This is a genomic window from Algibacter ulvanivorans (genome assembly GCF_048381495.1).
Taxonomy (GTDB): Bacteria; Bacteroidota; Bacteroidia; order Flavobacteriales; family Flavobacteriaceae; genus Algibacter_B; species Algibacter_B ulvanivorans.
In genome coordinates, this window is the sequence record NZ_JBLWGD010000005.1 from 260,821 (window position 1) to 286,954 (window position 26,134).

Here is a 26,134-nt window from a genome sequence, read left to right on the forward strand (position 1 = left end):
ATTATTTAAAAGCTGTATAGTAAATACCACGTTTTATTAAATGGTTTTGCACTTTTTTTGCAAGCTTTATAATAGAACGAGGAGTATTTAAAAGAATTTTTTGCTTTAAGTTTAAATTAGAATATTTAATTTCAGACTTAAGTTTTTTGTAAATGTTAATATCTCCATTAACCTTGCTTCTTAAAGCAGCAGCATAACGGTTTATATCTAAATATAATTTTAAAGAAGCGTTTAAATTTTCTTCATAATTAAAATTATTTATAAAGTCATATCGCATAGCATTAAACTCAGTTTTCGATAAGCTTTCACTAACATATAATTTATAAGACATTGTTATTGTTGGATTAAAAGCAGTTTTAAATTTTAAAGCAAACCTAATCCATAAATCCAAATCTTCGGCACCAGTAAACTGTTCTTTAAATCCCCCTACTAAATAAAAGTTTTCTTTTGAAAAAGCAACGGCAGAGGTCCAAGCAACAGAGTTGATTATGCTAGCTTTAAAATAATCTTTAACAATTAAACAGTTGTTATTAAATTTAAAGTTAAACTGAGCTGCTTTTTTAAATTCTGTATTGTAATACACCTCATAATTATTACAAAACAAACCAGCGTTAGGAAATAAAAGAATTAGTTTTTTTAGTTCATACAAATGGTTAGTATACCAAGTATCATCAGCATCAAGTAAAGCAATATATTTGCCTTTCGAGACTTTTATACCATTGTTTCTGGCAATAGAAACACCCGTGTTATTTTGTCTTATTATTTGTATCCGTTCATCTTTAAATTCCGAAGCAATTTTAAAACTATTATCTGTGCTGCCATCGTCAATTATAATAATTTCAAAATCGTTAAAGGTTTGGCTTAGTATACTGTTAAGCGTATCTTTTATATACTTTTCTTTATTGTAAAGAGGTATTATTATAGAGAAAAATGGCATTAATTTTTTGTTTTAATGTAGCAAAGATAAGTTAAACGGTAAATATCAAACAGGAATAAAAATGGCGTGTTAGATTTAAAGTTTAAAAGGAATAATTTGTTTAAATGTTTATAAGCTTTTGCTGCTAACCATGTTAATCTCATTTTTTTAACACTTAAATAAGCTGTATAAATTTTTACGGTATCAGGGCTTAATAAGTCATCTTCAATTAATAGGTTTAAATTATTTATTGCCCATTCAGTTTTTTGTATAAAAGTTTCGGCATCATCGTCTGCAGAATGTATAACAGGATTATTTATTCTTTTAATGGTCAAATAATTATTAGTTAGCTGTTCAAAAAACAGAACATCTTCAAAACCATATTTTTTTAAAGATTCATTGAAAGGAAATTTTACAAAAACTTCTTTTTTTATTAAAAAATTAGACGAACATAAAGCATTGTGCTCTCTATACTTTGTATAAAGCCATCTAAGTTTATAAGGTTTACCTACGGCTTTACTTTTGGCAACCATACCTCCGTTTACAACGTGCTCGTTTATATGTTTTAAGTAGTTTTGTATATAATTTGAGTTTTTTATAGTTGTGCCAGCATCAATAAAAAGTAGGTTTTTGTATTTAGCATCGTTTCCTAATAAATTCCTAATGGCACTTCTTCCTATATTTTTTTTGAGAATTTTAAAACAGCAATTTGATAAAGTGTTTATCCATTGGTTTATTTTGTTAAATTTAGGTTTTGATGCATCATCATAAACTAAAATTTCATATTCAATATTATTCGCAATGCATTGATTGTTTACCTCTTTAATTAACAAGGTTACATCAAAATTATAAGTTGGAATTAGTATTGAAAGCATAAAAAAATTACTAAGTTGTTTTTTTAAATTTTATAGTGGTTTCTATATAAGCTGCGACAAGATGGACATAGCAAATCGTTATTTTAAAGTTATAAAAGTGCGTAGTTTTGTTGTGCAAATGTTACACGCTTTATTTTTGCCAATAAAAAAAGAGTATAGACTTTTATAAATAATAATTCATTTTTAACTACACTTTTTTTAGGGATTATTGTTTTAACGTTTTTTTTAAGGAAATGATACATGTTTTAATAACTTTTCTTAAAATTAAAAAACGAAGTTATGCATAATTAATTTAGTTTATTTAATAAAAAAATAATAAAGTAAAAGACTTATATTAGCTTGTGAAACAATAGATTTTTATAGTTTGATTTTTTTTAAAAATAAAGGATTTAGTGTGTATAAAATATTGCAGATTATTATATACGTACTAATTGGAGGTGGAGTACTTTTTAGAGGCGCTGTGTATTTTCCTGATAGTTATACTTTTCTAGATATGGCTTTTAACCATAGCCCTGTTTACTGTGTTTTTCTTAAAATTGTTAGAGGTGTTTTTGGTGCCAGTTTTGAAATACCACTTTTAATTATTCAGTATATTTTTATAATTATAGGTGTTAATTATTTGTTGGATACTTTAAAAGATATTTTTAGGGTTTCAGAAATAAGCTTAATTATTATTCAAATTATTTGTTTGGCACCATGTGTTTACTTGCATGACTTAGGAAATGCTATTTTATCTGAAGCAATAACATATCCACTTTTTTTAATAATTTTTAGCTTAAGCCTTAAAATGATTATTAAAGAAAAGCTAACTTATCTTTATAAAATATGCCCTCTGCTAATTATCCTTATTCTTACAAGAGGGCAGTTTTTAACGGTAATACCAGTTCTATTACTTGTCGTTTTATATATTGTTTTAAAAGTAAAAGTATATGCTAAAAACTTTAATTTTTTTATTTTAATATTAATTATTCCAATTATTTCAAGCTTATCAGAACGCGTTTATAATAAAGTAGTTTTTGGCCATTTTGTAAATAATTCAATGAATTTTGTACACTTAATTGCCTCTCCGTTTTATGTGTCTACAGAGCGCGATGTTACTCTTTTCTCTAATAAAGAAGAAATTGAATATTTCAACTTAATTCATAATAGTTTAAAAGAAGCAGAGTTAACACATAGCCAAAGTGAAGCTGCTGGAATAGATAAATATGTATTTTATCATGATCATTTCCCAGAAATATGTAATAGACGAATTTATGAGTTAGGTTTGCAGTATTTTAAAGATAAAGGACTTAATTTTGTAGAACAGAATATTGCGTTAAATGCATTGTGTAAAAAGATGTTTTTTCCATTGATTAAAACAAATTTTAAAACTTGGTTTACATTGTTTTTTAAGAATTTAAAAAACTCGTTTAACACAGCTAAACAAATGCTTTTCTTTTTAATGTTAATGGTTTTAAGCATCGTTTATTTAAGAAAACACAATAATAGTATTTTAAAGTTTACGGCTTTAACCATCTTGTTTATGTTTGCAAATAATACACTTATAGCATTAGTAATACATTCTATTAAGCGATATACGTTTTATTTCGATTGGTTTATTTTTGCTTTGTTTTTAGTATTAATTAATGAAATTTTAAATAAAAAAAATATACATGAATCTTGAGCTGTCCATTGTAATGCCTTGTTTAAATGAAGCAGAAACTATAGCAGTTTGTGTAGAAAAGGCTAAAAAATTTATGGCTAACAATAACATTAATGGGGAAGTGGTTATTGGAGATAATGGAAGCACAGATGGATCACAAGATATTGCAAGAAATTTAGGAGCCGTTGTAGTTGATGTTAAAAAAAAAGGTTATGGAAATGCATCTCGTGGAGCCATAGATGCCTCTAAAGGGAAGTATATTATTACGGCCGACACAGATGATAGTCATGATATTTTAAATTTAGATGCTTTTGTTGAAAAATTGCGAGAAGGTAATCATCTTGTTATGGGTAACCGTTTTAAAGGCGAAAAAAATAAAGAAGCCATGCCTTTTTTACATAGATACTTAGGAAACCCTGTTTTAACATTTTTAGGTAATTTGTTTTTTAATACCAATGTGGGCGATTTTCATTGTGGTTTACGAGGTTTTACCAGAAAGGCATATGACGAAATGAATTTATCAACATCAGGTATGGAGTTTGCTTCTGAAATTATAGTAAAAGCTTCAATGCTTAATCTAAATATTAGCGAAGTACCAACAACTGTTTTCCCTGCAGGTAGAACCAGAAAAGCTCACTTAAGAACTTTTCCAGATGGTTGGAGACATTTAAGATTTTTACTTTTATATAGCCCTAAATGGTTGTTTTTAATACCTGGAATCTTTTTTATGTTTATTGGTAGCGGTGGGTCATTAGCTGTTTTGTTTGGTTATAAAGCCGATAGTTTGTGGTGGTTGCCTTTATTTGCAGGTTTGTTTTTAATTAGTTTTCAATTTGTTGTTTTTTATGCACTTACTAAAATATATGCAACAAACCATGGATTAATACCTCGTAAAAAAGGGTACAATAATTTATTTAAATACTTTACTTTAGAAAGGGGGTTAATTGTAGGGACAATATGCACCTGTGTAGGAGTGTTTTTGTATTATTTAGGTTTTAAAGAAGGTATAACTTTAGTGAGAATCCTTAAAACATTAGTACCTGCAACAATTGTAATGGTATTAGGTATTCAATTGGTTTTATTTAGCTTCTTTTTTAGTATTCTTGGGTTAAAAGACGATAAAATTTAACCTTTACGCTGTACTACTTCATAAACTTGGTTTTCATCACATTTTAAAGTCTTGCTAGGATATTTAAGTAGCAAGGCATAATCGTGAGTAGCCATTAAAATAGTATTGCCATTTTTATTAATATCTTGAAGCACTTCCATAACTTCAATACTGGTTTGTGGGTCTAGATTTCCAGTAGGCTCATCGGCAAGAATAAGTTCTGGGTTGTTAAGTAAAGCTCTTGCAATGGCAACACGTTGTTGCTCGCCACCAGAAAGCTCATGCGGAAATTTAAAACCTTTAGTTTTCATATCAACCTTGGTTAAAACGTCTTCAACACGGGTTTTCATTTTGTCTTTATCTTTCCAGCCTGTAGCTTTTAAAACAAAAAGTAAATTTTCGTTAATAGTTCTATCTGTAAGCAATTTAAAATCTTGAAAAACCACTCCTAATTTACGACGTAAGTAAGGAATGTCTTTTTCTTTTAGTTGTTTCAAATTAAAATCTACAATATGCCCTTCGCCATCAGTAAGAGGTAAATCGCCATAAAGTGTTTTCATAAAACTACTTTTTCCAGTACCAGTTTTTCCAATTAAATATACAAAATCTCCTTTATTAATTTCTACATTAACATGAGAGAGTACTAAGCTTTCGCCTTGGTAAATTGAAGCATCTTTTAATTGTAAAATAGGAGTAGGCATGAAATTAAATTGTAATTTAAACGTGTTGTAAATGTATTACTAAAAAGTTAAATCTTAAAAGTTAACGCATAAAACTTTGGTATATTTTCAATTAAAAATTAACATTTAATACATAACATTATAATTATGGCACGATTATTTCGTTATAAGATTCATATTAATTTATCTTTGATTTTAAATTTAAAAATTAATCCTAAAATGACTAAGAAAAGTATTGTTTTATTAGTAATTGCTATAAGTTTTAGTCTTCAAATTACAGCTCAGCAATCGGCAACGTATACCAGCGATTTGGTCGACTATCAAAAAGCATTAACACTTTATAATAATCAGCAATACCAAGCTGCGCAATCTATGTTTAGTAGTGTTAAAAAAACGGCTAAAGAAGATATTGTGCAATCTAATTGCGCTTATTATATTGCTAATTGCGCAGTACGATTAAATCAGCAAAATGCCGATCAATTAATTGAAGATTTTGTAAAAGAATATCCAACAAGTACAAAAAAGAATACGGCTTTTGTAGATGTAGCCGATTATTATTTTGAAAACTCAAAATACGCTTACGCAAGAAAATGGTATAACAAAGTAGATGAAAGCGCTTTAGGAAGAAAAGAACGCGAAAAATTTTATTTTAATAATGGTTATACCGCATTTACAACCAAGCAGTATAAAGATGCAAAAAAATATTTAAGCAAAGTAGAAAGCTCGCCAGAATTTGGTTCGCAAGCCAAATATTATATAGGTTTTATGGCTTATGAAGGTGATGACTACGATAGGGCAAACGAGTATTTCGAGCAAGTAAGCGACCAAGAGCGATACAAAGAAAAGTTATCTTATTATCAGGCCGATTTAAACTTTAAATTAGGGGAATTTGATAAAGCTATTGAGTTGGCTAAAGCAAGAATAGATAATAGTGATGAAAACGAAGTGTCCGAACTTTCTAAAATTATAGGCGAAAGTTATTTTAATTTAAAAAAATATGCCGAAGCAATTCCTTATTTAACTGAGTATAAAGGTAAAAGAGGCAAATGGAATAATACCGATTTTTATCAATTAGGTTATGCCTATTATAAACAAAAGGATTATGAAAATGCCATTTCAGAATTTAATAAAATAGTAGGCGGAAATAATGCTATTGCACAAAATGCATACTATCATTTAGGAGAAAGTTATATTAATTTAAATAAAAAACAAGAAGCTTTAAACGCCTTTAGAAATGCATCGCAAATGAATTTCGATTTAAAGATTCAAGAAGATGCTTGGTTAAATTATGCCAAAATTAGCTATGAAATTGGTAACCCATATCAATCGGCACCACAGGTTTTAGCAGCTTATTTAAACAAGTATCCAGATACCAGTTATAAAGAAGAAATAGAAACCTTATTAATAGATTCTTATATTACTTCAAAAAATTATAAAGAAGCTTTAAAATTACTAGAAGGTAAAAAGAGTTTTAAAAATAAAGTAGCTTATCAAAAAGTAGCTTTTTATAGAGGTTTAGAGTTGTATAATGAAGGTAATTATCAAGAAGCCGAATTACTTTTTGATACTTCATTAAATGAGTCGCAAGACCAAAAATATACAGCTAGAGCAACCTTTTGGAAGGCCGAAGCCGATTATAATTTAACTAATTATGATGATGCATTAATAGGGTTTAAACAGTTTGAGCAACAAACCGAAGCATCAGCAACTCCAGAAATGGCAAACATAAATTATAACTTAGCGTATACTTATTTTAAATTAAAAAACTACACAAAAGCCACAACACATTTTAATCAATTCATTTCAAATAAAACTACCGATAAAGTTAGGTTAAACGATGCATATTTGCGTTTAGGCGATGGGCATTTTGTTTCAAGTCAGTACCAAGATGCTATTTTAGCATACCAAAAAGCCATTCAGTTAAATGAAATAGAGCCCGATTACCCTGCGTTTCAAAAAGCAATAAGTGTTGGTTATGCTGGTAATACATCAAAAAAAATAACCGAATTAGAACAGTTTGTATCAGAATATTCTAAATCGAAATTAAGAGACGATGCACTTTATGAATTAGGAAACTCTTATGTAAAAGCCAACCAAACCAATAAAGCAATGAAAGCTTATAACCAGTTGGCTAACGAGTATAGAATGAGTTCCTTTGTGCCTAAAGCCTTATTGCGCCAAGGTTTAGTTTATTACAATGGAAACGAAAACGAGCACGCATTAACTAAGTTTAAAAAAGTAGCCGGCAATTACCCAGGAACACCAGAGGCAGTTCAGGCTGTTTCTACAGCAAGATTAATTTATATCGATTTAGGTCGAGTAGATGAGTATGCGAGTTGGGTTAAGCAACTTGATTATGTAGAGGTTACCGATGCCGATTTAGACAATACAACATACATAGCTGCCGAAAAACAGTATTTAGATAATAATACAGATAAAGCAATAAAGCAATTTAATGGTTACTTAAACCAATTTCCTAAAGGTATTCATGCATTGCAATCGCACTTCTATCTAGCGCAATTATATTATAAAAAAGATTTGCTAGAAAATGCAGCACCGCATTATAAATACGTAGTCGATGCTAGCCAGAACGAGTTTACTGAAGAAGCACTAACTCGTTTAGCTCAATATTATTTAGAAGCTAAAAATTGGAATATAGCCATGCCAGTTTTAAAACGATTAGAAGCAGAGGCGAATTATCCGCAAAATATTGTATTTGCGCAATCTAATTTAATGAAAGCTAATTACGAATTAAAACAATATGATGATGCGGTTTCTTATGCCGAAAAAGTTTTAGCAAGCGCTACAATAGATAATAAAATTAAAGCCGATGCTCATATTATTATTGCACGCTCTGCAATACAAACAGGTAATGAAGCTAAAGCAAAAACAGCATATGCTAATTTAGAGCGTGTAGCAACAGGAAAAACTGCAGCAGAAGCCTTGTATTACAACGCTTATTTTAAAAATAAAGAAGGTAAGTATGAAGCTTCAAACAAATCGGTTCAAAAATTAGCTAAAGATTTTTCTGGTTATAAGTATTACAGCGCAAAAGGTTTAGTGTTAATGGCAAAGAATTATTATGCCTTAAATGATGCTTTTCAGGCTACCTATATTCTAGAAAGTGTTATTCAAAATTTTCCTGAGTTTGATGATGTGGTTGCCGAAGCCCAAACCGAACTTAATACAATAAAGCGAGAAGAAGCAAAAACAAACTCGTCTATTCAACCAGAATAATAAAATCATCAATCATAAATCAAAACATAAAAATATGCGTAAGCAAATAAAATATATTTTACTAGCTATATTAGTATTAAGCGTAAGTTTAGGATTTTCTCAAAGAACTAAAAACGATACTATAAATACAGGGGTTATAGATGTTGTTAAGCCATATGTGCCCACAATTTCTGATGCTTTTAAAGTTAAAGAAGTACCAGTTTTAGAAGACGAAACAACCGAAACAAAAAAAGAAATTAAATACAATATTTTTTCGTTTCCTGTAGCATCAACCTTTACGCCAGCAAAGGGTAAAGCAGCGGTTGTAGAAAAGCGAGCACCAACCAAATTATTTGATAATTATGCCACTTTAGGCGTAGGAACATATACAACTATTTTGGGCGAAGTATATTTAAATCATGCTATTAGTAGAAACGAGAGTGTTGGAGGTTATGTAAGCCATCATTCATCTGCGGGAGGTATTGAAGGTGTAGACTTTAATGATGATTTTTCAAACTCTAAGATTGAATTAAACTACTCAAGTAAATTACGAGATTTATCATGGAATGTTGAAGCAGGTTTTCAGCATCAAATGTATAATTGGTATGGTGTTCCAGAATCTCAAATAGCACAAGCAAAAGCTAATAATATAGAGGTAGATCACTCGTTTTATGATGCTCATTTTGGTGGCGATATAGCTTTTGAAGATACTTATATAAACTCCGGAAGTTTCTTTTTTAGACGTTTTGGAGACAATCAAGGTTCTGGAGAAAATAGGTTTATTGCAAAAGCAAAAGTCGATGTGCCTATTAATGATGTTGAAATTTCTACCAACCTTAAAATAGATTATTTAGGCGGTACTTTTGATAGAGGTTATACGACAACAAATACATTAGATTACGGAAATTTTCAAGTTGGCCTATCGCCAACATACCAGTTAAAACAAGACGATTTAACGGTTAATTTAGGGGTGTCGTTATTTTATTTAAACGATAAAGCCTCTGGAGATAACAATTTTTATGTTTACCCAAATATTTCGGCAACCTATAGGTTAGTGAATGATGTGTTAATAGCCTACGGCGGTGTTAAAGGTGATTTAATTCAGAATTCTTATTATGGTTTTGCAAACGAAAACCCATTTGTATCGCCAACATTATTTATAGTACCAACAGACCAATTATATAATGCCTATGTAGGTTTAAAAGGAAAGCTTTCTAGTAATATGAGTTATAATGTTAGCGGAAGTTATGTTGCCGATAGAAACAAAGCTTTATATAAAAATAACGAAATAACTTTAACAAACGAAAATTACACTTACGGAAACTCCTTTGGTGTAGTTTACGATGATATAGAAACCTTTGGTGTGGCTGGCGAAATTAATGTTGATGTAAACAGAAATTTTAAATTAGGATTAAAAGCAGAGTATTTTTCATATGATACTGATGATGAAAACGAAGCTTGGAATTTGCCAGACATTAAAGGCTCGTTATTTATAGATTACCAAATAGATCAACATTGGTTTGCAGGTGCAAATTTATTTTATATTGGAGAGCGTAAAGACCAATTTTTCTTAAACGATGGTATAACAGCAACAACACCATTTACAGTTGTATTAGATAGTTATTTTGATGCCAATGCGCATGTGGGATATCACATAAATAATCAGTTTTCAGTATTTGCAAAAGCCAATAATATGGCAAATAATGCCTACCAGAAATGGCAAAATTTTCCGGTACAAAGTATACAGTTTTTAGCCGGAGCTACCTATAAGTTTGATTTTTAGCTATTTTTAAAAAATGAAAAAGCTTTTTTGCATTTTAATTTTATTAATAGCTTTTAATGGTATTTCGCAAAACCTTGATAGTTGTAAAACGGTTGCTCAAGTTAAAAATTTAATAAAGGGAGACTGGAGGTTAAAAGGAGATACAAAAAATGTAGTTTATAGATTTAGCTTTTATAAAAACCAAGGTTTTATTGAAGTGCTTCCAGAAATGAATTTACCGCCAAAAGCCGAAAAAACTAAAGATTCGGATATGATTATTAACAAGAAATCGGCTTTTAATATACAATTAAAACAAGAAGCCTTTTTTGTTGTAATACAGAATTTAAATTATGAAGTGACCGAGAAAATTGAGGTTTTAAATAAAACTAATTTTATTTATGGTAAAGGTCATTATCAGCATGTTTTTATAAAAGATAATTAAGTTGTTATTCGTGCCAAATAGTCAAAATGATTACCTTCTATAATTAATTCGCACTTAAGTTTAACCGTTTCGCAGGCCAATTTTAGGGTTTCAAAATCTAAATACAACCATTTCATTGGTGCTTCTTTTTCGCCTTTATATGATAAAAAATAATCTAATTCGCCGTAATAGTTAGCATTCATATCCATCCAATAGCCACCATCTTCATCTTCATACATATATTTAATGTCTGATGAGTCTATTAAAATTTGTCCATTGGGTTTTAATAAGCTTTTTAAATGCGTTAAATATTTCGAAACTAGGGTTAATTCTTGAAAAATGCCTGTGCCATTCATTAAAAGCAAAATGGTATTAAAAGTACCTGTTTCATCTAAAACATTTAAAGTTTCAGTATGTAAAACACCACGTTGTTTGGCAACTTGTATAGCGCCTTTAGAAACATCGATAGCTTTAACTTGATGTCCTTTGTTTTGTAAAAATAAACTATGGCTTCCGGCACCACAACCTACATCTAAAATGTAGCCTTTGCAAAGTTTTAATGCCTTTTGTTCTAATTTTGGCATGGTATTAAAATTACGAAATAAGTATGGAAGCGGTAAATCATCTTCGCCCGAAATATTGGTAGATGTTTTAATGTCTTCAGAATAATTTCCGTTTTGGTAGTCTAATAAGGCGTTCCCGAAAAGGTCTTTCATAATTTACTTTTTTGTTGCTTACCTAAAGTTAGGAATCAAATAAATTAAAATACTATTTTTACAGCATGCAAGACCTAATAAAAAATCTTCCAAAGCTCGCCAAAGATAAACATAACGAGAATAAAAAATTCTTTGCGAAATTAAAAAAAAAGCCACCTAAAAATTTAGATTATACCATGCAAGAATTGCATGAAGAAGCTTTTAATCAAACCGATTGCTTAAAATGTGCTAATTGTTGTAAAACCACAGGGCCGCTATTTACCGATAAAGATGTTGATAGGATTGCAAAACATTTTAGAATGAAAACGCAGCAATTTATTGAAACTTATTTAAGGGTAGATGAAGATAACGACTATGTGTTACAAAGTGTGCCTTGTACTTTTTTAGGAGCCGATAACTATTGTTTAATTTACGATGTGCGCCCTAAGGCATGCAGAGAGTTTCCGCATACCGATAGAAAAAAGTTTCAGCAAATATCAAACCTAACTTTAAAAAATGTAGCCATTTGCCCTGCTGCTTTTAATATTGTTGAAAAAATGAAAACAAGAATAAAATAGTATATTTAAAACAAAATATATTAATTTGGAAACTATATTAAATTACTTTGAAACCATACCAACGCACCATAGAGCATTAATTATTATTGGAGGGCTAACCCTTTTTTGGGTATTAGAAGGTATTGTGCCTTTGGTAGGATTTAATTATAAAAAGTGGAAACACGCTATTCCTAACATATTTTTTACACTAACTACCATTTTGGTTAATTTGCCCTTAGCGTTTTTGTTTTTAAAATCGTCTGATTGGGTAATGGCTAATAATTTCGGAATTTTAAATTGGTTGCCAGATATGCCAATTTGGTTATATGGTATTTTAGGTGTGCTTTTAATAGATTGCATAGGCGCTTATTTGCCGCATTTAATAGAGCATAAAGTAAAACCATTGTGGATGGTGCATTTGGTTCATCATTCCGATCATCATGTAGATACTACCACAGCAAACAGGCACCATCCGTTAGAGAGTGTTATTCGTTATGTGTTTACACTTGCAGGTATTTTTATTGTAGGAACCCCAATAGCATTGGTTTTATTGTATCAATCGTTATCTGTAATAGCAACACAATTTAATCATGCGAATATTAAACTACCTAAAAAAGTAGATAAATTATTAAGTTATATAATAGTTTCACCAGATATGCATAAGGTGCATCATCATTACAAAATGCCGTATACCGACTCTAACTACGGAAATATTTTTTCTGTTTGGGATAGATTATTTGGTACCTATAAGGAGTTAGATACTAGCAAAATAGTTTATGGTGTAGATGTGTTTCCTGATGAAGAGAAGAATGGTAAAATAAAAAGCTTGTTGCTACAACCGTTTCAAAAGTACCAAAAACCAACCTCGTTTGAAGACGAGAGTTAATTATTTTCTATATCGCTAATATGCTCTTCCCAGGCTTTTGCCGAAATTTGAATTTCTATAATTAAAAGTGCTAATGAAGCAATTAGTAAAATTAAAGCAAAACCAAATATCCAAACCGCAATAGTATTTTGGTCTATGTAAATTAAAAACATAGTTAATACACAAAATAGAAGGCTGGTAATGCCTAAAATTTGCATATATCTTGTAAGGTATAAACGGTGTTTTATATTTTTAATTTGTTTATAAAACCGTTTATCTTGATTTTTTTGATATTTATCATACAAGTCGCGAATGGCAGAGGTGTAAGCTATAAACCTATTTGTATAAGCCAGCATAATTAAAGAAATAGCCGAAAAAAGTAGGGCAGGTGTAGTAAGTGTAAGTGCTTCCATTAAAATACAATCTTAATAGCAAAATTATAAATTCTGTTTTTCAATTTGGTATATTAAAATAGGAATTTTATCTTTCAACATGCATGAAAACTTCCTACATTACATCTGGAAACATAAAAAAATACAATTCATAAATTTAAAAACAACTGTTGGAGAATCTGTTGTTATTGAATCTGTAGGACAACATAATTTTAATTCGGGACCAGATTTTTTTAATGCAAAAATTAAAATAGGCGAACAGCTTTGGGCTGGAAATGTAGAAATTCATATAAAATCGTCAGATTGGTTTTTGCATAATCACGAACAAGATAAAGCTTATGATAATGTAATTTTGCATGTAGTTTGGGAAGACGATACAGAGGTGTTTAGAAACAATAATACGCCAATACCAACATTGCAGTTAAAAGATTTTGTTGATAGCGCTTTGCTAAATAATTACGATAAACTTTTCGATAAGGATAATAAATGGATTAACTGCGAAAATGATTTTGCATTAACAGATCATTTTGTTTTAAGAAATTGGATAGAACGATTGTATTTTGAACGTTTAGAACGAAAATCTAAAACCATAAAAACACTTTTAAAAGCCTCGAAAAACGATTGGGAAACCGTTTTATTTAAAATGTTAACCAAAAATTTTGGTTTAAAGGTTAATGGCGAATCTTTTTTTAGTCTAGCACAATCTATAGATTTTTCAATCATTAGAAAAACACAATCCAATTTACAAACTTTAGAAGCACTATTATTAGGGCAGGCGGGCTTGTTAAATCAAGATGTCGAGAATGCTTACTATTTAAGTTTAGTAAAAGACTATAATTTTTTAAAACAAAAATTCAGCATTACAAATAACCAAGTTGTGCCTGTACAATTTTTTAGATTAAGACCAGCCAATTTTCCAACCATTAGATTGTCGCAATTAGCAAGTTTGTATAACAAGCATCAAAGTTTATTTTCTAAAGTTATAGAAGCAAAAAACCTAGACGATTTTTATAAGCTTTTTAATATAACAGCAACAGAGTTTTGGAAAACACATTATACGTTTCAAAAAACATCTAAATCATCAAATAAAACTTTATCAAAATCATTTGTAAACCTATTACTTATTAACACTATAATACCCATAAAATTTAGTTATGCCAAACAGAAGGGAGAAGAGATAGATTCAGGAATTTTAAGCCTTGCATTAAAATTACCTTCAGAAAAAAACAGCATTGTTGATGCTTTTAATAGGTTAAAACAAATATCGCACTCGGCCTTAGAGTCTCAAGCATTAATTCAACTAAAAACAGAATATTGCGATAAAAACAAATGTTTACAATGTGCTATTGGAAATTCACTTATTAATAAATAATAACGATAAACTTTTAAACTAAAAAAGTAAGTCTTAAATTGCAACATGAACACGATTTATAAACCCTTATTGTTTTTTCAAAAACATGGTTATTATGTTTGCCAACGTATTGCAGATAGGTTAGGTATTCGAGCTAAAGTAGTTAGAACATCTTTTATGTACTTAACATTTGTTACCGTTGGTTTTGGGTTTGCTTTATACTTGTTTTTAGCTTTTTGGATGCGAATAAAAGACTTAATTTATACAAAGCGTTCATCGGTTTTTGATTTATGAATCCATTAATAAAGTTTTTTCGAACAAAAATTTACACAGCAGTATTTTTACTTGTTGTTATTATGCTAATTGGTGTTGCTGGTTACAAGACAATTTCGGGTTACTCATGGGTAGATGCTTTTTATATGACCGTAATAACCATGACAACTGTTGGTTTTGGCGAAGTTGTACCGTTAGATAATCAATCTAAAATTTTTACAATATTTTTAATTTTAGCTAGCGTTGTTATAGTAGGGTATGCCTTATCTATAATAACAGAATATATTTTGAGTAAGAATGATGTTGAAGAATTAAAACTAAAAAAGATGCAAAAAAAAATTGAAGGTTTTAAAAATCATATCGTTATCTGTGGCTATGGCCGAAACGGTAAACAAGCAGCAACAAAGTTAAAAGCATATAAAAAAGAGTTTGTTGTAATAGAAAAAAATAAAGAATTAGAAGAACGTTTACAAATAGATGATGTACCTTATATAATAGGAAACGCCAATGAAGATGAAACCTTAATAACGGCCGGCGTTGGTAGGGCATCCTGTTTTATATCGGCATTGCCAAACGATGCAGATAATCTATTTGTAGTACTTTCTGCAAGGCAATTAAATAGTAAAATAAATATTATAAGTAGGGCTTCCAACGAATCCTCTTACGATAAATTAAAATTTGCAGGAGCAAATAATGTTATTTTGCCCGATAAAATAGGAGGCGACCATATGGCATCTTTAGTTGTGGTTCCAGGTTTAATGGAGTTTATAGATAATTTATCTATAGTTGGTAAATCCGATATTAATATAGAAGAAGTAGCAGTAGAAAAGCTTTCTGACTCTAAAAAACCAAGAACTATTAAAGATTTAGATCTAAGAAAAAAAACCGGATGTACGGTTATTGGTTATAAAGACGAAAATGGCAAGTATATTGTAAATCCTGAGGCAGAAATGGAATTAGCAACACATTCAAAAATCATAGTTTTAGGACGCCCAGAACAAATAGAAGCACTAAATTCAGAGTACAATATAGAGTAGTAAATATGCTATTTTAACAGCTATTGTTTTAAAAAATCATTTTTTTTTAGCATCTTGCTAGCTTTTAATAAGAATCTTTCAATATAAATTAACTAACACATAACTTTATGAAGAAGTATCTTCTTTCAATTTTAACATTAATAAGCCCATTTTTAACCTTTGCTCAAGACGATGTAGGTCTAGACGAAAAAATAGACCAAGCTTTTGCTCCTGTAGCCGAATTTTTTACCAACGTAGTCTTTTTTCCAGTTTATGAAAGCGAAGCATATACAATACCATTTGTATTAGTACTATTGGTAGGTAGTGCTTTATTTTTTACAATATATTTTGGCTTTCCTAATATTAGATATTTCTGGACAGCAATTAGTACAGTAAGAGGTAAATATGAAGATATAGAAAGACATGGAGCAGAAGAATTATATGGTGAAGATGGTATTGCCCAAGGTAAAGATTTAAGTAATATTGATATTGAAGAGCACTTAGTAAGTGTAGAAAACGATTTAGCAGTTAATGGCGATATTGTAGACACGATTAGAGATGAAAGCTCTGAAGGAGAGGTATCTCACTTTCAAGCCTTGGCAACAGCAGTATCGGGTACAGTAGGAAATGGTAATATAGCAGGTGTAGCTTTAGCAATAGCACTTGGAGGGCCAGGAGCTACTTTCTGGATGATTATTTGTGGTTTGTTAGGTATGTCTACAAAATTTGTAGAATGTACTTTAGGGGTTCAATACCGAGATGTTGGAGAAGACGGAACTGTATACGGAGGGCCAATGTATTACATTAGTAAAGGGCTTAAAGCAAAAGGTTTTAAAACCATAGGTAAAATTGCTGCAAGTATTTTTGCAGTATTTTGTATAGGTGGTTCTTTTGGTGGTGGTAATGCGGCACAGTCAAACCAAGCAACTATAGTAATTAAAGAGCTGTTTAACTGGCAAAGTACTGCTGCAGGAGCTATTGTAGGTTTAGTACTAGCTATTTTGGTTGGTGTAATTATTATAGGAGGTATTAAGCGTATTGCACAAGTAACAGAAAAAGTAGTGCCTTTTATGGCTATTATGTACATATTGGCTTGTGTTTATATAATTTTAAGTAACTTCGCCTTAATTGACGATGCTATTGGTTTAATAGTACAAGAAGCATTTAACCCTACTGCATTTGGCGTAGGTTCTGTAATAGGAGTATTATTGGTAGGATTTCAACGTGCAGCTTTTTCAAACGAAGCTGGAGCAGGTTCTGCATCAATTGCTCACTCTGCAGTAAAAACAAAATACTCTGCTTCAGAAGGATTAGTAGCGTTATTAGAGCCATTTATAGATACTGTAGTTATATGTACAATGACAGCCTTAGTAATTGTAATTTTTAACCTAGGTGGTTTCTTTGAATATGGCGGAGACGGATCAGGAGCTGTATTTATTGATGGTGTAGCTTTTGAAGGTGCAGGAATAACTTCAAAAGCATTTGCGGAATATATACCTTATTCTAATGTGTTTTTAACAGTAGCAGTAGTGTTATTTGCCGTTTCAACCATGATTTCTTGGTCTTATTATGGCTTGCAATCTTGGAAATTTTTATTTGGAAGAGGAAAAACAGCAGATTTAATTTACAAAATATTATTCTTAACATTTGTTGTAATTGGAGCTGCTGCAAGTATGAATTCTATTTGGTCATTCTCTGATGCCATGATTTTTGCAATGATTTTTCCAAACATGGTTGGTTTATTTTTATTATTCCCAGTAGTAAAGAAGCAATTAAAACGTTATCTGTCGGCAATAAAATTAAAGTCAGATGCTATAAATAACTAAAAAGTTAATTAGATATGAAATCCCATTTCACGTTTTCTAAAGAACAGCGAAATGGGATTTTTTTATTATTAATACTTATAGTAATTGCTCAATGTATTTATTTTTTTGTTGATTTACCTTCAGCAGAAATTAGTAAAATAAATAAAGAGCAACTTTTAAAATTCACCGCAAAAATAGATTCCTTAAAGTTAGTTGAGCTAGAGAAAAGGAAACCTAAAGTATATCCTTTCAATCCAAACTATATTACAGATTTTAAAGGAGCTTCCTTAGGAATGACTAATGGGGAGATTGATAGGTTACTGGCTTATAGAAAAGAAAATAAATGGATTAATTCTACAAAGCAGTTTCAAGAGGTTACCAAAATATCAGACTCATTACTACAAGTAATATCTCCTTTTTTTAAGTTTCCAGAATGGGTAAATAACGCTAAATCAAAAAAGGCATCTATTACAAAATATAAAAGCACAAATAAATCTTATGCCCAAAAACAAGATTTAAATAAAGTAACTGCTAAACAACTACAGCAAGTAAATGGGGTGGGCAAAGTGCTTTCAGAACGTATTATAAAATTTAGAAATAAATCTTTAGGAGGTTTTATTGCCAATGTTCAGCTTGACGATGTTTACGGTTTAAGCCCAGAAATAATAGAGAAAATAACAAATCAATTCACGGTAAAAACACCAAAAGTTATAACACGTATAAACCTAAATGAAGCCACAATAAACAACCTAGTAAATATACCACATATAGATTATGATTTGGCGCATAACATTATAGAACATCGCCAATTGCAAGAGGGTTTTAGTTCTATTAACGAATTATTAAAAGTTAAAGACTTTCCGGTAAATAAAATCAAGATAATTGAATTATATTTGTACTTCGATAAAGAAAATTAAATGAATAGTATGTACTTCACAGAAGAGCATAATCTTTTTAGAAAGAGCCTTCAAGATTTTTTACAAAAAGAAGTGGTTCCACATATAGAAAAGTGGGAGCAAACAGGTAATATTGAAAGGTTTATTTGGAAAAAGTTTGGAGATATGGGGTTCTTTGGGATTAATTACCCTGAAGCCTATGGCGGAATGAATTTAGATTTATTCTATACCGTTATTATGTTAGAAGAACTTCAAAAAATAAACTCAGGAGGATTTGCTGCGGCTATTTGGGCGCACATGTATTTAGCCATGACCCATTTAAATGCCGAAGGAGACGAAACAATAAAACAAAAATATTTAACACCAAGTATAGCTGGCGATAAAATAGGTTGCCTTTGTATTACAGAGCCTTTTGGCGGAAGCGATGTTGCAGGCATGCGCACCACAGCAATTAAACATGGAGATCATTACATAATAAATGGCTCGAAAACTTTTATAACAAATGGTGTGCTAAGCGATTATTTAATTGTTGCAGCTAAAACAACACCCGAGTTAGGAAATAAAGGTATAAGTATATTTGTTTTAGATAGAGATATGGCTGGTATTTCTGCAACTAAGCTAGATAAATTGGGTTGGCGAGCATCAGATACAGGAGAAATTGCTTTCGATAATGTAAAAGTACCTGTAGCAAATCTAATGGGAGAAGAAAACAAAGGGTTTGCTTATATCATGCAGCACTTTTCTTTAGAACGTTTAATTATGGGAATAAACGCTCATGCACGAGCAGAGTTTGCTCTAGAATATGCGTTACAATACATGAACGAGCGCGAAGCTTTTGGGCAGACTATTAATAAATTTCAAGCCTTAAGGCATAGTATTGCAGACCTATATGCCGATATGGAAATTTGTAAATCCTTCAATTATGCCGTAGCAAATAGTTTAAATAATGGCAAGTATGTGGTAAAAGAAGCTACCATGTCAAAATTAAAATCAACAAAAATGGCAGACGAGGTTATTTACCAATGTTTGCAATTTTTAGGAGGTTACGGTTATATGGAAGAGTATCCAATGGCACGTTTACTTCGCGATAGCAGATTAGGCCCAATAGGAGGAGGAACATCAGAAATACTAAAGGAAATTTTAGCAAAAATAATTATAGATAAAAAAGAATATAAGCCAGCAACCTAACAAGCAGTCTTTATAAATAAAATTTTAAACCCTAAACTTAAACCAAAGCTTAGGGTTTTTTTATTTGGTAAATTGTGTTAAAAAAGTACAATCGTGCTTTTTATTATATTTTTTAGTATAAACACTTTTAGTTTAGTGGATAACTAGCATTAATTGTAATAAAAGATATAAAATATGACTTTATAAAAAGGATGCCGTTTCAATCTGCTTTTACAAACAAACTTGTTCTATGCATCAATCTTGCTTAATTAGTTATGTTTATTTTATATAAAACAATTGCAAACTTTAAAATACTTATTATATTTGCAGCCTGAAAATTCTAAAAGAGAGGAGGTTAAGACAATATGTTAAAAATTCCAGTAAAAGAAGGAGAAAATATAGATAGAGCATTAAAACGTTACAAACGTAAGTTTGTTAAAACAACGGTTAAAAATCAGTTGCAAGAGCGTAAGCAATATACTAAACCTTCTGTTGAACGTAGAGCGCAAGTAAAAAAAGCGCAATACATTCAATCATTAAGAGATGCAGAAGAAGTATAAATAAAAGCTTATTTTAAAATTATACAATCCCACTAGAATATAGTGGGATTTTTTTATTTAAATATTTTAATAATATATTTAAAACTTGTAAAAGTTGTGTAGAATATATTAACTTTTAAATTTTAATATAAATTTATTATGCCTTTCAAATCATTTATAGAGTATTTACTGCTAGAAAAAAACTACTCTAAGCTAACAGTAAGTGCCTACCAAAACGATTTAGAAGATTTTTTGCAATTTATTAAAAGCGAATATCAAACCAATTCAATAAATAAAGTAAACTATTCTCAAATACGTAGCTGGATAGTATTGCTTGTAGAAAATGGATTAACAAACAGAAGCATAAATAGAAAAATATCGGCACTCAATACCTATTATAAATTTCTTTTAAAAATTAATCATATTAATATAAACCCGTTATCAAAACACAAAGCCTTAAAGGCAAGTAAAAAAATTCAAGTTCCTTTCTCAGAAACAGAAATAAATAATGTTTTAGAAACTTTAAACCTTACAGAAGATTTTGAAGGGATAAGAAATAAATTCATTATAGAACTATTTTATTCAACAGGCATAAGAAGAATAGAACTTGTAGAACTCACAATACAAAGTTTAGATTTACATAATAATACGTTAAAAGTATTAGGAAAAAGAAATAAAGAGCGTATTGTCCCGTTATTAAAATCAGTAAAGCAAACAGCACTAAAATATTTAAAAGCAAGAAGCCAATTAGAGGATGTTTTAAATGAAGAAAAACTTTTTTTAACAAAAAAAGGCGTTAAAATATACGAAACACTTGTTTACAGAATAATTAATGAGTATTTTAGTTTAGCATCTTCAAAGGTAAAGAAGAGTCCGCATATTCTCAGGCACTCTTTCGCAACCCATTTGTTAAATCAAGGTGCTAATTTAAATGCTGTAAAAGAACTTCTAGGACATACCAGTTTAGCTGCTACACAAGTATATACACATAATAGTATAGCAGAATTAAAAAAAGTGCATGTCAATGCGCATCCAAGAAGTAAAAAATAGTATTAATAAATTATTGTCTAACCAAAAAAAAAAGGATTATGAAGGTAAACACCCAATCAGTAAATTTTAACGCAGACCAAAAATTAATCGATTTTATTCAAAAACGAATGGATAAATTAGATTTGTTTTATGATAAGGTCATTAAATCCGATGTTTTTTTAAAGGTAGAAAATACAAGTGATAAAGAAAATAAAATATTTGAAGCAAAAGTAAGTGTACCAGGAGATAGCTTTGTAGTAAAAAAGCAATGTAAATCTTTTGAAGAGGGTACAGATATGGCAGTTGCATCGTTAGAAAGGCAGTTAAAAAAGCGAAAAGAAAAATTAAGAGCACATTTATAATAAAATTTATTAAAAAATGTTTTGAATAAAATAAAAAATATATACATTTGCAGTCCGTTAGAAATAGCGGGCTTTTTTTATGTGTTTTTAATGATAAAAATATATAAAAGCCGATGTAGCTCAGCTGGCTAGAGCAGCTGATTTGTAATCAGCAGGTCGTGGGTTCGAGTCCCTCCATCGGCTCAAGTTCTTTAAAGTATTAAAAATAAGTTAATTGGGGAGATACTCAAGCGGCCAACGAGGGCAGACTGTAAATCTGCTGACTATGTCTTCGCAGGTTCGAATCCTGCTCTCCCCACAATTTTTTAGTGCTTTTGTAAATATTGAAGTTTGATAAATGTGAATTTGTCAAAAAAATTGCGGGAGTAGCTCAGTTGGTAGAGCGTCAGCCTTCCAAGCTGAATGTCGCCAGTTCGAACCTGGTCTCCCGCTCTAAAAATCCTGCGAAAGTAGGAGTTTCTTTTTTTTAAGTGAAGCAAAAGTGTTGGTTTTGTTTAAGAAAAATAGGAATAAAAACTTTACGCCGGTGTAGCTCAGGGGTAGAGCGTTTCCTTGGTAAGGAAGAGGTCACGAGTTCAAATCTCGTCATTGGCTCTTTTAGAGTTTAAAAAGTAGAATACACTAATATTATTATATAACTAAGATTAAAATTATTTAAAAACATGGCAAAGGCAACTTTCGATCGTTCAAAACCACACTTAAATATTGGTACAATTGGACACGTAGATCACGGTAAAACAACTTTAACTGCTGCTATTACTAAAGTATTAGCTGATGCAGGTTTATCTGAAGCAAGAGATTTCGATCAAATTGATAACGCTCCAGAAGAAAAAGAAAGAGGTATAACAATTAATACATCTCACGTAGAATATCAAACAGCAAATCGTCACTATGCACACGTTGACTGTCCAGGTCACGCCGATTACGTAAAGAACATGGTAACTGGTGCTGCGCAAATGGACGGAGCTATATTAGTAGTAGCTGCAACAGATGGTCCTATGCCACAAACTCGTGAGCACATCTTATTAGGTCGTCAAGTAGGTATTCCTCGTATCGTTGTTTTCTTAAACAAAGTTGATATGGTTGATGATGAAGAGTTGTTAGAGTTAGTAGACATGGAGGTTAGAGATTTATTAAACTTCTATGAGTATGATGGTGATAATGGACCTGTAGTTTCTGGTTCTGCTTTAGGAGCACTTAACGGTGAAGCTAAATGGGTAGATACAGTTATGGAATTAATGAAAGCTTGTGATGAGTGGATTGAAGAGCCTGTACGTGATATGGATAAGCCTTTCTTAATGCCTATCGAAGATGTATTCTCTATTACTGGTCGTGGTACTGTAGCAACTGGTCGTATTGAAACTGGAGTAGCTAATACTGGAGATCCTGTAGAAATTATTGGTATGGGTGCTGAGAAATTAACATCTACTATTACAGGTATCGAAATGTTCCGTCAAATTCTTGATAGAGGAGAAGCTGGAGATAACGCAGGTATCTTATTAAGAGGTATTGAGAAAACTCAAATCTCAAGAGGTATGGTTATTACTAAGCCAGGATCTGTAACACCGCATAAAAACTTTAAAGCAGAGGTTTATATCCTTAAGAAAGAAGAAGGTGGACGTCACACTCCATTCCATAACAACTACCGTCCACAGTTCTACGTACGTACAACTGATGTAACAGGAAACATTGCGCTTCCTTCAGGAGTTGAAATGGTTATGCCAGGAGATAACTTAACAATAACTGTTGAGTTAATTCAACCAATTGCAATGAACGTAGGTTTACGTTTCGCTATCCGTGAAGGTGGTAGAACAGTTGGTGCTGGTCAGGTAACTGAAATTTTAGACTAATTTAGTTTAATATATAATATAAGGTTAAGGTATTTCGTAATTCGGAATACCTTGCCTTATGTTTACGGGTTTAGCTCAGTTGGTAGAGCACTGGTCTCCAAAACCAGGTGTCGGGAGTTCGAGTCTCTCAACCCGTGCAATGCAAAATTGATTATTTCAATTTAGATTAAAAAATAAATAACATGGCTGGAATTGTAAATTATATAAAAGAATCATTCGGAGAACTAAAAAATAATGTGACTTGGCCTACATGGGCGGAATCGCAAAGTTTAACAGTTTTAGTGGCTGTTTTTTCTATAGTGTTCTCTCTAGCAATTTGGGGAGTAGATACAGTTTTTAGTAAGGTTATTGCAGCTTATTTTGATATTATAAATTAAGAGAATATGTCTGAAGTAAGCGAAAAAAAATGGTATGTTGTTCGTGCTGTAAGTGGTCAAGAGAACAAAATTAAAACTTATATAGAGAATGAAATTGCTCGTTTAGGTTTGCAAGATTATGTTGATCAAGTATTAGTGCCAACAGAAAAAGTAATACAAATTCGTAGTGGAAAAAAGATACAAAAAGAGAAAGTGTTTTTTCCAGGCTATATCATGGTTCAAGCTAATTTAACAGGTGAAGTGCCTCACATTATTAGATCTGTAACCAATGTTATAGGTTTCTTAGGCGAAACTAAAGGCGGAGACCCAGTACCATTAAGACAGTCTGAAGTAAATAGAATGTTAGGTAAAGTAGATGAGTTATCTGTTGAAGAAACTACTAACGTAGCAATACCATTTACAAAAGGAGAAACTGTTAAAGTAATAGATGGGCCTTTTAATGGATTTGATGGTACCATAGAAAAAATTAATGAAGAAAAGCGTAAGCTTGAAGTAATGGTGAAAATATTTGGAAGAAAAACACCATTAGAGTTAAGTTATATGCAAGTAGAAAAAGTATAATAGTGTTACATTAAGATAGATGAGTCTTTCGCTTCCAAAAGAAAGATAACATCAAATTTAAATTATTAAAAATGGCAAAAGAATTAGGTAAAGTAGTTAAGTTACAAGTTCGGGGAGGTGCTGCGAATCCATCGCCACCGGTTGGACCCGCTTTAGGAGCTGCAGGTGTTAACATCATGGAGTTCTGTAAGCAATTCAATGCCAGAACCCAAGATAAAGCAGGTAAAGTATTACCAGTTGTTATATCTGTTTACAAAGACAAATCATTCGACTTTGTAATTAAAACTCCACCAGCAGCAGTTCAGTTATTAGAAGCAGCAAAGGTGAAAAAGGGATCTGGAGAGCCAAACCGAAAAAAAGTAGCTAAAGTATCTTGGGATCAGGTAAAAACTATCGCAGAAGACAAAATGGTAGATTTAAATGCATTTACAATTGAATCTGCAATGAAAATGGTAGCTGGTACAGCAAGATCAATGGGTATAACCGTAACGGGGCAATTCCCATCTTAATCTATTAAAGACATTACAAAATGGCAAGATTAACAAAAAAGCAAAAAGAGGCTTTAGCAAAAATTGAAAAGGGTAAACTTTATTCTATTGATGAAGCATCAGCATTAATCAAAGAAATTACCAATACAAAGTTCGACGCATCAGTTGATTTAGCAGTACGTTTAGGGGTAGATCCTCGTAAAGCTAATCAAATGGTAAGAGGTGTGGTATCTTTACCGCACGGAACTGGAAAAGACATGAAAGTATTAGCATTAGTAACACCAGATAAAGAAGCAGAAGCTAAAGAAGCTGGTGCAGACTACGTAGGTCTAGATGAGTACCTTGATAAAATTAAAGGTGGTTGGACAGACGTTGACGTTATCGTTACAATGCCAAGCGTTATGGGTAAATTAGGTCCTTTAGGACGTGTATTAGGTCCTCGTGGTTTAATGCCAAACCCAAAAACAGGAACAGTAACTATGGATGTTGCTAAAGCAGTTAGCGAGGTAAAAGCTGGTAAAATTGACTTTAAAGTTGATAAAACTGGTATTGTACACGCTGCTATAGGAAAAGCATCTTTTAGTGCCGATAAAATTGCAAGAAATGCAAATGAATTATTAACAACTTTAATAAAACTAAAACCGACAACAGCTAAAGGTGTTTATGTAAAAAGCATATTTATGTCTTCTACAATGAGCCCAAGTTTAGCTATTGATCCTAAAGTTAGTTAATTAAGTTAAAACTTTAAATTATGACAAGAGAAGAAAAATCACAAGTAATTGAGGACTTAACTGCAGAATTAGCTAATAGCGCAAATATCTATTTAACAGATATTTCTGGGTTAAATGCAGGTTCTACCTCAGATTTACGTCGTGCTGCTTTTAAAGCAAACGTAAAAATGGCAGTTGTTAAAAATACATTACTTGAAAAAGCAATGGAAGCTTCAGATAAAGAGTTTGGAGACCTTCCCTCTGTTTTAAAAGGTAATACATCTGTGATGTATTCTGAAACAGGTAATGCACCAGCTAAATTAATAAAAAACTTCCGTAAAAAATCTGAAAAGCCTTTGTTAAAAGGAGCTTTTATTGAGGAAGCAGTTTACATTGGTGACGAGCAATTAGACATGTTAGTAGATATCAAGTCTAAAGAAGAGTTACTTGGAGAAATTGTTACATTATTACAATCTCCTGCTAAAAATGTTATTTCTGCACTTAAATCGGGTGGAGGTACAATAGCTGGACTTATAAAAACACTATCTGAAAAAGAAGGATAGTAGTATTAAATAGTACGC

27 protein-coding genes and 5 tRNA genes are annotated in these 26,134 nt (G+C 31.1%); 27 read left to right on the forward strand and 5 right to left on the reverse strand.

Going from position 1 to position 26,134, the window contains the following annotated elements:
* Position 1 precedes the first annotated feature (1 nt).
* Positions 2-937: a glycosyltransferase family 2 protein gene (locus ACNG5D_RS13420; protein ID WP_418184039.1), complete on the reverse strand. Its 936-nt coding sequence runs from the start codon at positions 935-937 to the stop codon at positions 2-4.
* The gene (locus ACNG5D_RS13425; RefSeq protein ID WP_418184040.1) at positions 937-1,791 is read right to left on the reverse strand and encodes a glycosyltransferase; all 855 of its coding nucleotides are present in this window, start codon (positions 1,789-1,791) and stop codon (positions 937-939) included. Before ACNG5D_RS13425 ends, ACNG5D_RS13420 begins: the two co-directional genes overlap by 1 nt.
* Positions 1,792-2,197: 406 nt before the next feature.
* On the opposite strand from ACNG5D_RS13425, the gene ACNG5D_RS13430 reads away from it, so the two are divergent.
* Both ACNG5D_RS13430 and ACNG5D_RS13435 read left to right on the forward strand, forming a co-directional pair.
* Positions 2,198-3,454 (forward strand): hypothetical protein, encoded by a 1,257-nt coding sequence (locus tag ACNG5D_RS13430; protein ID WP_418184041.1) that lies wholly within the window; start codon positions 2,198-2,200, stop codon positions 3,452-3,454.
* Entirely contained in the window at positions 3,444-4,562 is a 1,119-nt protein-coding gene (locus ACNG5D_RS13435; RefSeq protein ID WP_418184042.1) for a glycosyltransferase family 2 protein, read from the forward strand. The genes ACNG5D_RS13430 and ACNG5D_RS13435 overlap by 11 nt, the downstream gene beginning before the upstream one ends.
* Here ACNG5D_RS13435 and ACNG5D_RS13440 read toward each other — a convergent pair.
* Positions 4,559-5,242, reverse strand: a complete 684-nt coding sequence (locus tag ACNG5D_RS13440) for a cell division ATP-binding protein FtsE (protein ID WP_418184043.1) — start codon at positions 5,240-5,242, stop codon at positions 4,559-4,561. The genes ACNG5D_RS13435 and ACNG5D_RS13440 overlap by 4 nt on opposite strands.
* 198 nt (positions 5,243-5,440) lie before the next feature.
* On the opposite strand from ACNG5D_RS13440, the gene ACNG5D_RS13445 reads away from it, so the two are divergent.
* The 3 genes from ACNG5D_RS13445 to ACNG5D_RS13455 are packed head-to-tail and all read left to right on the forward strand — an operon-like array spanning position 5,441 to position 10,641.
* Positions 5,441-8,458, forward strand: a complete 3,018-nt coding sequence (locus ACNG5D_RS13445; protein ID WP_418184044.1) for a tetratricopeptide repeat protein — start codon at positions 5,441-5,443, stop codon at positions 8,456-8,458.
* A 34-nt stretch (positions 8,459-8,492) separates the two neighbouring features.
* Complete coding sequence (locus ACNG5D_RS13450) at positions 8,493-10,220, forward strand: TonB-dependent receptor (protein WP_418184045.1); 1,728 nt, start codon at positions 8,493-8,495, stop codon at positions 10,218-10,220.
* 13 nt (positions 10,221-10,233) lie between these two features.
* The gene (locus ACNG5D_RS13455; RefSeq protein WP_418184046.1) at positions 10,234-10,641 is read left to right on the forward strand and encodes a hypothetical protein; all 408 of its coding nucleotides are present in this window, start codon (positions 10,234-10,236) and stop codon (positions 10,639-10,641) included.
* On the opposite strand, the gene ACNG5D_RS13460 is transcribed toward ACNG5D_RS13455, so the two are convergent.
* The gene (locus ACNG5D_RS13460) at positions 10,638-11,336 is read right to left on the reverse strand and encodes a class I SAM-dependent methyltransferase (protein ID WP_418184047.1); all 699 of its coding nucleotides are present in this window, start codon (positions 11,334-11,336) and stop codon (positions 10,638-10,640) included. The two genes, ACNG5D_RS13455 and ACNG5D_RS13460, sit on opposite strands and share 4 nt — an antisense overlap.
* A 65-nt stretch (positions 11,337-11,401) precedes the next feature.
* Here ACNG5D_RS13460 and ACNG5D_RS13465 point away from each other — a divergent pair, with 65 nt between their 5' ends.
* Positions 11,402-11,893 carry a YkgJ family cysteine cluster protein gene (locus ACNG5D_RS13465; RefSeq protein ID WP_418184048.1) on the forward strand — a complete coding sequence of 164 codons (492 nt, stop codon included), beginning with the start codon at positions 11,402-11,404 and terminating at the stop codon, positions 11,891-11,893.
* A 25-nt stretch (positions 11,894-11,918) separates the two neighbouring features.
* A complete protein-coding gene (locus ACNG5D_RS13470; RefSeq protein ID WP_418184049.1) occupies positions 11,919-12,758 on the forward strand; it encodes a sterol desaturase family protein in 840 nt (279 codons plus the stop codon).
* Here ACNG5D_RS13470 and ACNG5D_RS13475 read toward each other — a convergent pair.
* A complete protein-coding gene (locus ACNG5D_RS13475) occupies positions 12,755-13,150 on the reverse strand; it encodes a DUF2721 domain-containing protein (RefSeq protein ID WP_418184050.1) in 396 nt (131 codons plus the stop codon). The genes ACNG5D_RS13470 and ACNG5D_RS13475 overlap by 4 nt on opposite strands.
* A gap of 79 nt (positions 13,151-13,229) precedes the next feature.
* Between ACNG5D_RS13475 and ACNG5D_RS13480 the strand changes: the two genes are divergently transcribed.
* The 20 genes from ACNG5D_RS13480 to rplJ all read left to right on the forward strand — a co-directional run bounded on the left by ACNG5D_RS13480 (position 13,230) and on the right by rplJ (position 26,116).
* Positions 13,230-14,501, forward strand: coding sequence for a DUF2851 family protein (locus tag ACNG5D_RS13480; protein WP_418184051.1), 1,272 nt, complete (start codon positions 13,230-13,232; stop codon positions 14,499-14,501).
* A gap of 45 nt (positions 14,502-14,546) precedes the next feature.
* Entirely contained in the window at positions 14,547-14,774 is a 228-nt protein-coding gene (locus tag ACNG5D_RS13485) for a PspC domain-containing protein (RefSeq protein WP_418184052.1), read from the forward strand.
* A complete protein-coding gene (locus ACNG5D_RS13490; RefSeq protein ID WP_418184053.1) occupies positions 14,771-15,790 on the forward strand; it encodes a potassium channel family protein in 1,020 nt (339 codons plus the stop codon). The genes ACNG5D_RS13485 and ACNG5D_RS13490 overlap by 4 nt, the downstream gene beginning before the upstream one ends.
* Positions 15,791-15,897: 107 nt before the next feature.
* Positions 15,898-17,595 (forward strand): alanine/glycine:cation symporter family protein, encoded by a 1,698-nt coding sequence (locus ACNG5D_RS13495; protein WP_418184054.1) that lies wholly within the window; start codon positions 15,898-15,900, stop codon positions 17,593-17,595.
* Between the two features lie 14 nt (positions 17,596-17,609).
* The gene (locus ACNG5D_RS13500) at positions 17,610-18,491 is read left to right on the forward strand and encodes a ComEA family DNA-binding protein (protein ID WP_418184055.1); all 882 of its coding nucleotides are present in this window, start codon (positions 17,610-17,612) and stop codon (positions 18,489-18,491) included.
* Positions 18,492-19,658 (forward strand): acyl-CoA dehydrogenase family protein, encoded by a 1,167-nt coding sequence (locus ACNG5D_RS13505; protein ID WP_418184056.1) that lies wholly within the window; start codon positions 18,492-18,494, stop codon positions 19,656-19,658.
* Positions 19,659-20,002: 344 nt separating this feature from the next.
* On the forward strand, positions 20,003-20,197 hold the full coding sequence (gene rpsU / locus ACNG5D_RS13510; protein WP_418184057.1) for a 30S ribosomal protein S21: 195 nt from the start codon (positions 20,003-20,005) through the stop codon (positions 20,195-20,197).
* Between the two features lie 138 nt (positions 20,198-20,335).
* Positions 20,336-21,226, forward strand: a complete 891-nt coding sequence (locus ACNG5D_RS13515; RefSeq protein ID WP_418184058.1) for a tyrosine-type recombinase/integrase — start codon at positions 20,336-20,338, stop codon at positions 21,224-21,226.
* A gap of 38 nt (positions 21,227-21,264) precedes the next feature.
* Complete coding sequence (hpf, locus tag ACNG5D_RS13520; RefSeq protein ID WP_418184059.1) at positions 21,265-21,567, forward strand: ribosome hibernation-promoting factor, HPF/YfiA family; 303 nt, start codon at positions 21,265-21,267, stop codon at positions 21,565-21,567.
* A gap of 109 nt (positions 21,568-21,676) precedes the next feature.
* Positions 21,677-21,750, forward strand: a tRNA-Thr gene (locus ACNG5D_RS13525).
* A 33-nt stretch (positions 21,751-21,783) separates the two neighbouring features.
* Positions 21,784-21,865: transfer RNA gene (locus ACNG5D_RS13530), tRNA-Tyr, on the forward strand.
* A gap of 61 nt (positions 21,866-21,926) precedes the next feature.
* Positions 21,927-21,999 (forward strand) — tRNA-Gly (locus ACNG5D_RS13535).
* A gap of 90 nt (positions 22,000-22,089) precedes the next feature.
* Positions 22,090-22,161 (forward strand) — tRNA-Thr (locus ACNG5D_RS13540).
* A gap of 68 nt (positions 22,162-22,229) precedes the next feature.
* Positions 22,230-23,417, forward strand: coding sequence for an elongation factor Tu (gene tuf / locus ACNG5D_RS13545; RefSeq protein WP_418184060.1), 1,188 nt, complete (start codon positions 22,230-22,232; stop codon positions 23,415-23,417).
* A gap of 64 nt (positions 23,418-23,481) precedes the next feature.
* Positions 23,482-23,554 (forward strand) — tRNA-Trp (locus tag ACNG5D_RS13550).
* Positions 23,555-23,599: 45 nt separating this feature from the next.
* Positions 23,600-23,794, forward strand: coding sequence for a preprotein translocase subunit SecE (secE, locus tag ACNG5D_RS13555; RefSeq protein ID WP_418184061.1), 195 nt, complete (start codon positions 23,600-23,602; stop codon positions 23,792-23,794).
* Between the two features lie 6 nt (positions 23,795-23,800).
* A complete protein-coding gene (gene nusG / locus ACNG5D_RS13560) occupies positions 23,801-24,355 on the forward strand; it encodes a transcription termination/antitermination protein NusG (protein ID WP_418184062.1) in 555 nt (184 codons plus the stop codon).
* Positions 24,356-24,426: 71 nt separating this feature from the next.
* Complete coding sequence (gene rplK, locus ACNG5D_RS13565; RefSeq protein ID WP_144116615.1) at positions 24,427-24,864, forward strand: 50S ribosomal protein L11; 438 nt, start codon at positions 24,427-24,429, stop codon at positions 24,862-24,864.
* A gap of 20 nt (positions 24,865-24,884) precedes the next feature.
* Positions 24,885-25,574, forward strand: coding sequence for a 50S ribosomal protein L1 (gene rplA, locus ACNG5D_RS13570; RefSeq protein ID WP_418184063.1), 690 nt, complete (start codon positions 24,885-24,887; stop codon positions 25,572-25,574).
* Between the two features lie 20 nt (positions 25,575-25,594).
* Positions 25,595-26,116 carry a 50S ribosomal protein L10 gene (gene rplJ / locus ACNG5D_RS13575; RefSeq protein WP_418184064.1) on the forward strand — a complete coding sequence of 174 codons (522 nt, stop codon included), beginning with the start codon at positions 25,595-25,597 and terminating at the stop codon, positions 26,114-26,116.
* Positions 26,117-26,134: the final 18 nt, after the last annotated feature.

Excerpts from the sequence above, each read along its gene's own strand:
- ACNG5D_RS13420 (WP_418184039.1), bottom strand. The coding sequence starts at position 937 with ATGCCATTTTTCTCTATAATAATACCTCTTTACAATAAAGAAAAGTAT.
- ACNG5D_RS13425 (WP_418184040.1), bottom strand. The coding sequence starts at position 1,791 with ATGCTTTCAATACTAATTCCAACTTATAATTTTGATGTAACCTTGTTA.
- ACNG5D_RS13435 (WP_418184042.1), top strand. The coding sequence starts at position 3,444 with ATGAATCTTGAGCTGTCCATTGTAATGCCTTGTTTAAATGAAGCAGAA.
- ACNG5D_RS13440 (WP_418184043.1), bottom strand. The coding sequence starts at position 5,242 with ATGCCTACTCCTATTTTACAATTAAAAGATGCTTCAATTTACCAAGGC.
- ACNG5D_RS13445 (WP_418184044.1), top strand. The coding sequence starts at position 5,441 with ATGACTAAGAAAAGTATTGTTTTATTAGTAATTGCTATAAGTTTTAGT.
- ACNG5D_RS13450 (WP_418184045.1), top strand. The coding sequence starts at position 8,493 with ATGCGTAAGCAAATAAAATATATTTTACTAGCTATATTAGTATTAAGC.
- ACNG5D_RS13455 (WP_418184046.1), top strand. The coding sequence starts at position 10,234 with ATGAAAAAGCTTTTTTGCATTTTAATTTTATTAATAGCTTTTAATGGT.
- ACNG5D_RS13460 (WP_418184047.1), bottom strand. The coding sequence starts at position 11,336 with ATGAAAGACCTTTTCGGGAACGCCTTATTAGACTACCAAAACGGAAAT.
- ACNG5D_RS13465 (WP_418184048.1), top strand. The coding sequence starts at position 11,402 with ATGCAAGACCTAATAAAAAATCTTCCAAAGCTCGCCAAAGATAAACAT.
- ACNG5D_RS13475 (WP_418184050.1), bottom strand. The coding sequence starts at position 13,150 with ATGGAAGCACTTACACTTACTACACCTGCCCTACTTTTTTCGGCTATT.
- ACNG5D_RS13480 (WP_418184051.1), top strand. The coding sequence starts at position 13,230 with ATGCATGAAAACTTCCTACATTACATCTGGAAACATAAAAAAATACAA.
- ACNG5D_RS13485 (WP_418184052.1), top strand. The coding sequence starts at position 14,547 with ATGAACACGATTTATAAACCCTTATTGTTTTTTCAAAAACATGGTTAT.
- ACNG5D_RS13490 (WP_418184053.1), top strand. The coding sequence starts at position 14,771 with ATGAATCCATTAATAAAGTTTTTTCGAACAAAAATTTACACAGCAGTA.
- ACNG5D_RS13495 (WP_418184054.1), top strand. The coding sequence starts at position 15,898 with ATGAAGAAGTATCTTCTTTCAATTTTAACATTAATAAGCCCATTTTTA.
- ACNG5D_RS13500 (WP_418184055.1), top strand. The coding sequence starts at position 17,610 with ATGAAATCCCATTTCACGTTTTCTAAAGAACAGCGAAATGGGATTTTT.
- ACNG5D_RS13505 (WP_418184056.1), top strand. The coding sequence starts at position 18,492 with ATGAATAGTATGTACTTCACAGAAGAGCATAATCTTTTTAGAAAGAGC.
- rpsU (WP_418184057.1), top strand. The coding sequence starts at position 20,003 with ATGTTAAAAATTCCAGTAAAAGAAGGAGAAAATATAGATAGAGCATTA.
- ACNG5D_RS13515 (WP_418184058.1), top strand. The coding sequence starts at position 20,336 with ATGCCTTTCAAATCATTTATAGAGTATTTACTGCTAGAAAAAAACTAC.
- hpf (WP_418184059.1), top strand. The coding sequence starts at position 21,265 with ATGAAGGTAAACACCCAATCAGTAAATTTTAACGCAGACCAAAAATTA.
- tuf (WP_418184060.1), top strand. The coding sequence starts at position 22,230 with ATGGCAAAGGCAACTTTCGATCGTTCAAAACCACACTTAAATATTGGT.
- secE (WP_418184061.1), top strand. The coding sequence starts at position 23,600 with ATGGCTGGAATTGTAAATTATATAAAAGAATCATTCGGAGAACTAAAA.
- nusG (WP_418184062.1), top strand. The coding sequence starts at position 23,801 with ATGTCTGAAGTAAGCGAAAAAAAATGGTATGTTGTTCGTGCTGTAAGT.
- rplK (WP_144116615.1), top strand. The coding sequence starts at position 24,427 with ATGGCAAAAGAATTAGGTAAAGTAGTTAAGTTACAAGTTCGGGGAGGT.
- rplA (WP_418184063.1), top strand. The coding sequence starts at position 24,885 with ATGGCAAGATTAACAAAAAAGCAAAAAGAGGCTTTAGCAAAAATTGAA.
- rplJ (WP_418184064.1), top strand. The coding sequence starts at position 25,595 with ATGACAAGAGAAGAAAAATCACAAGTAATTGAGGACTTAACTGCAGAA.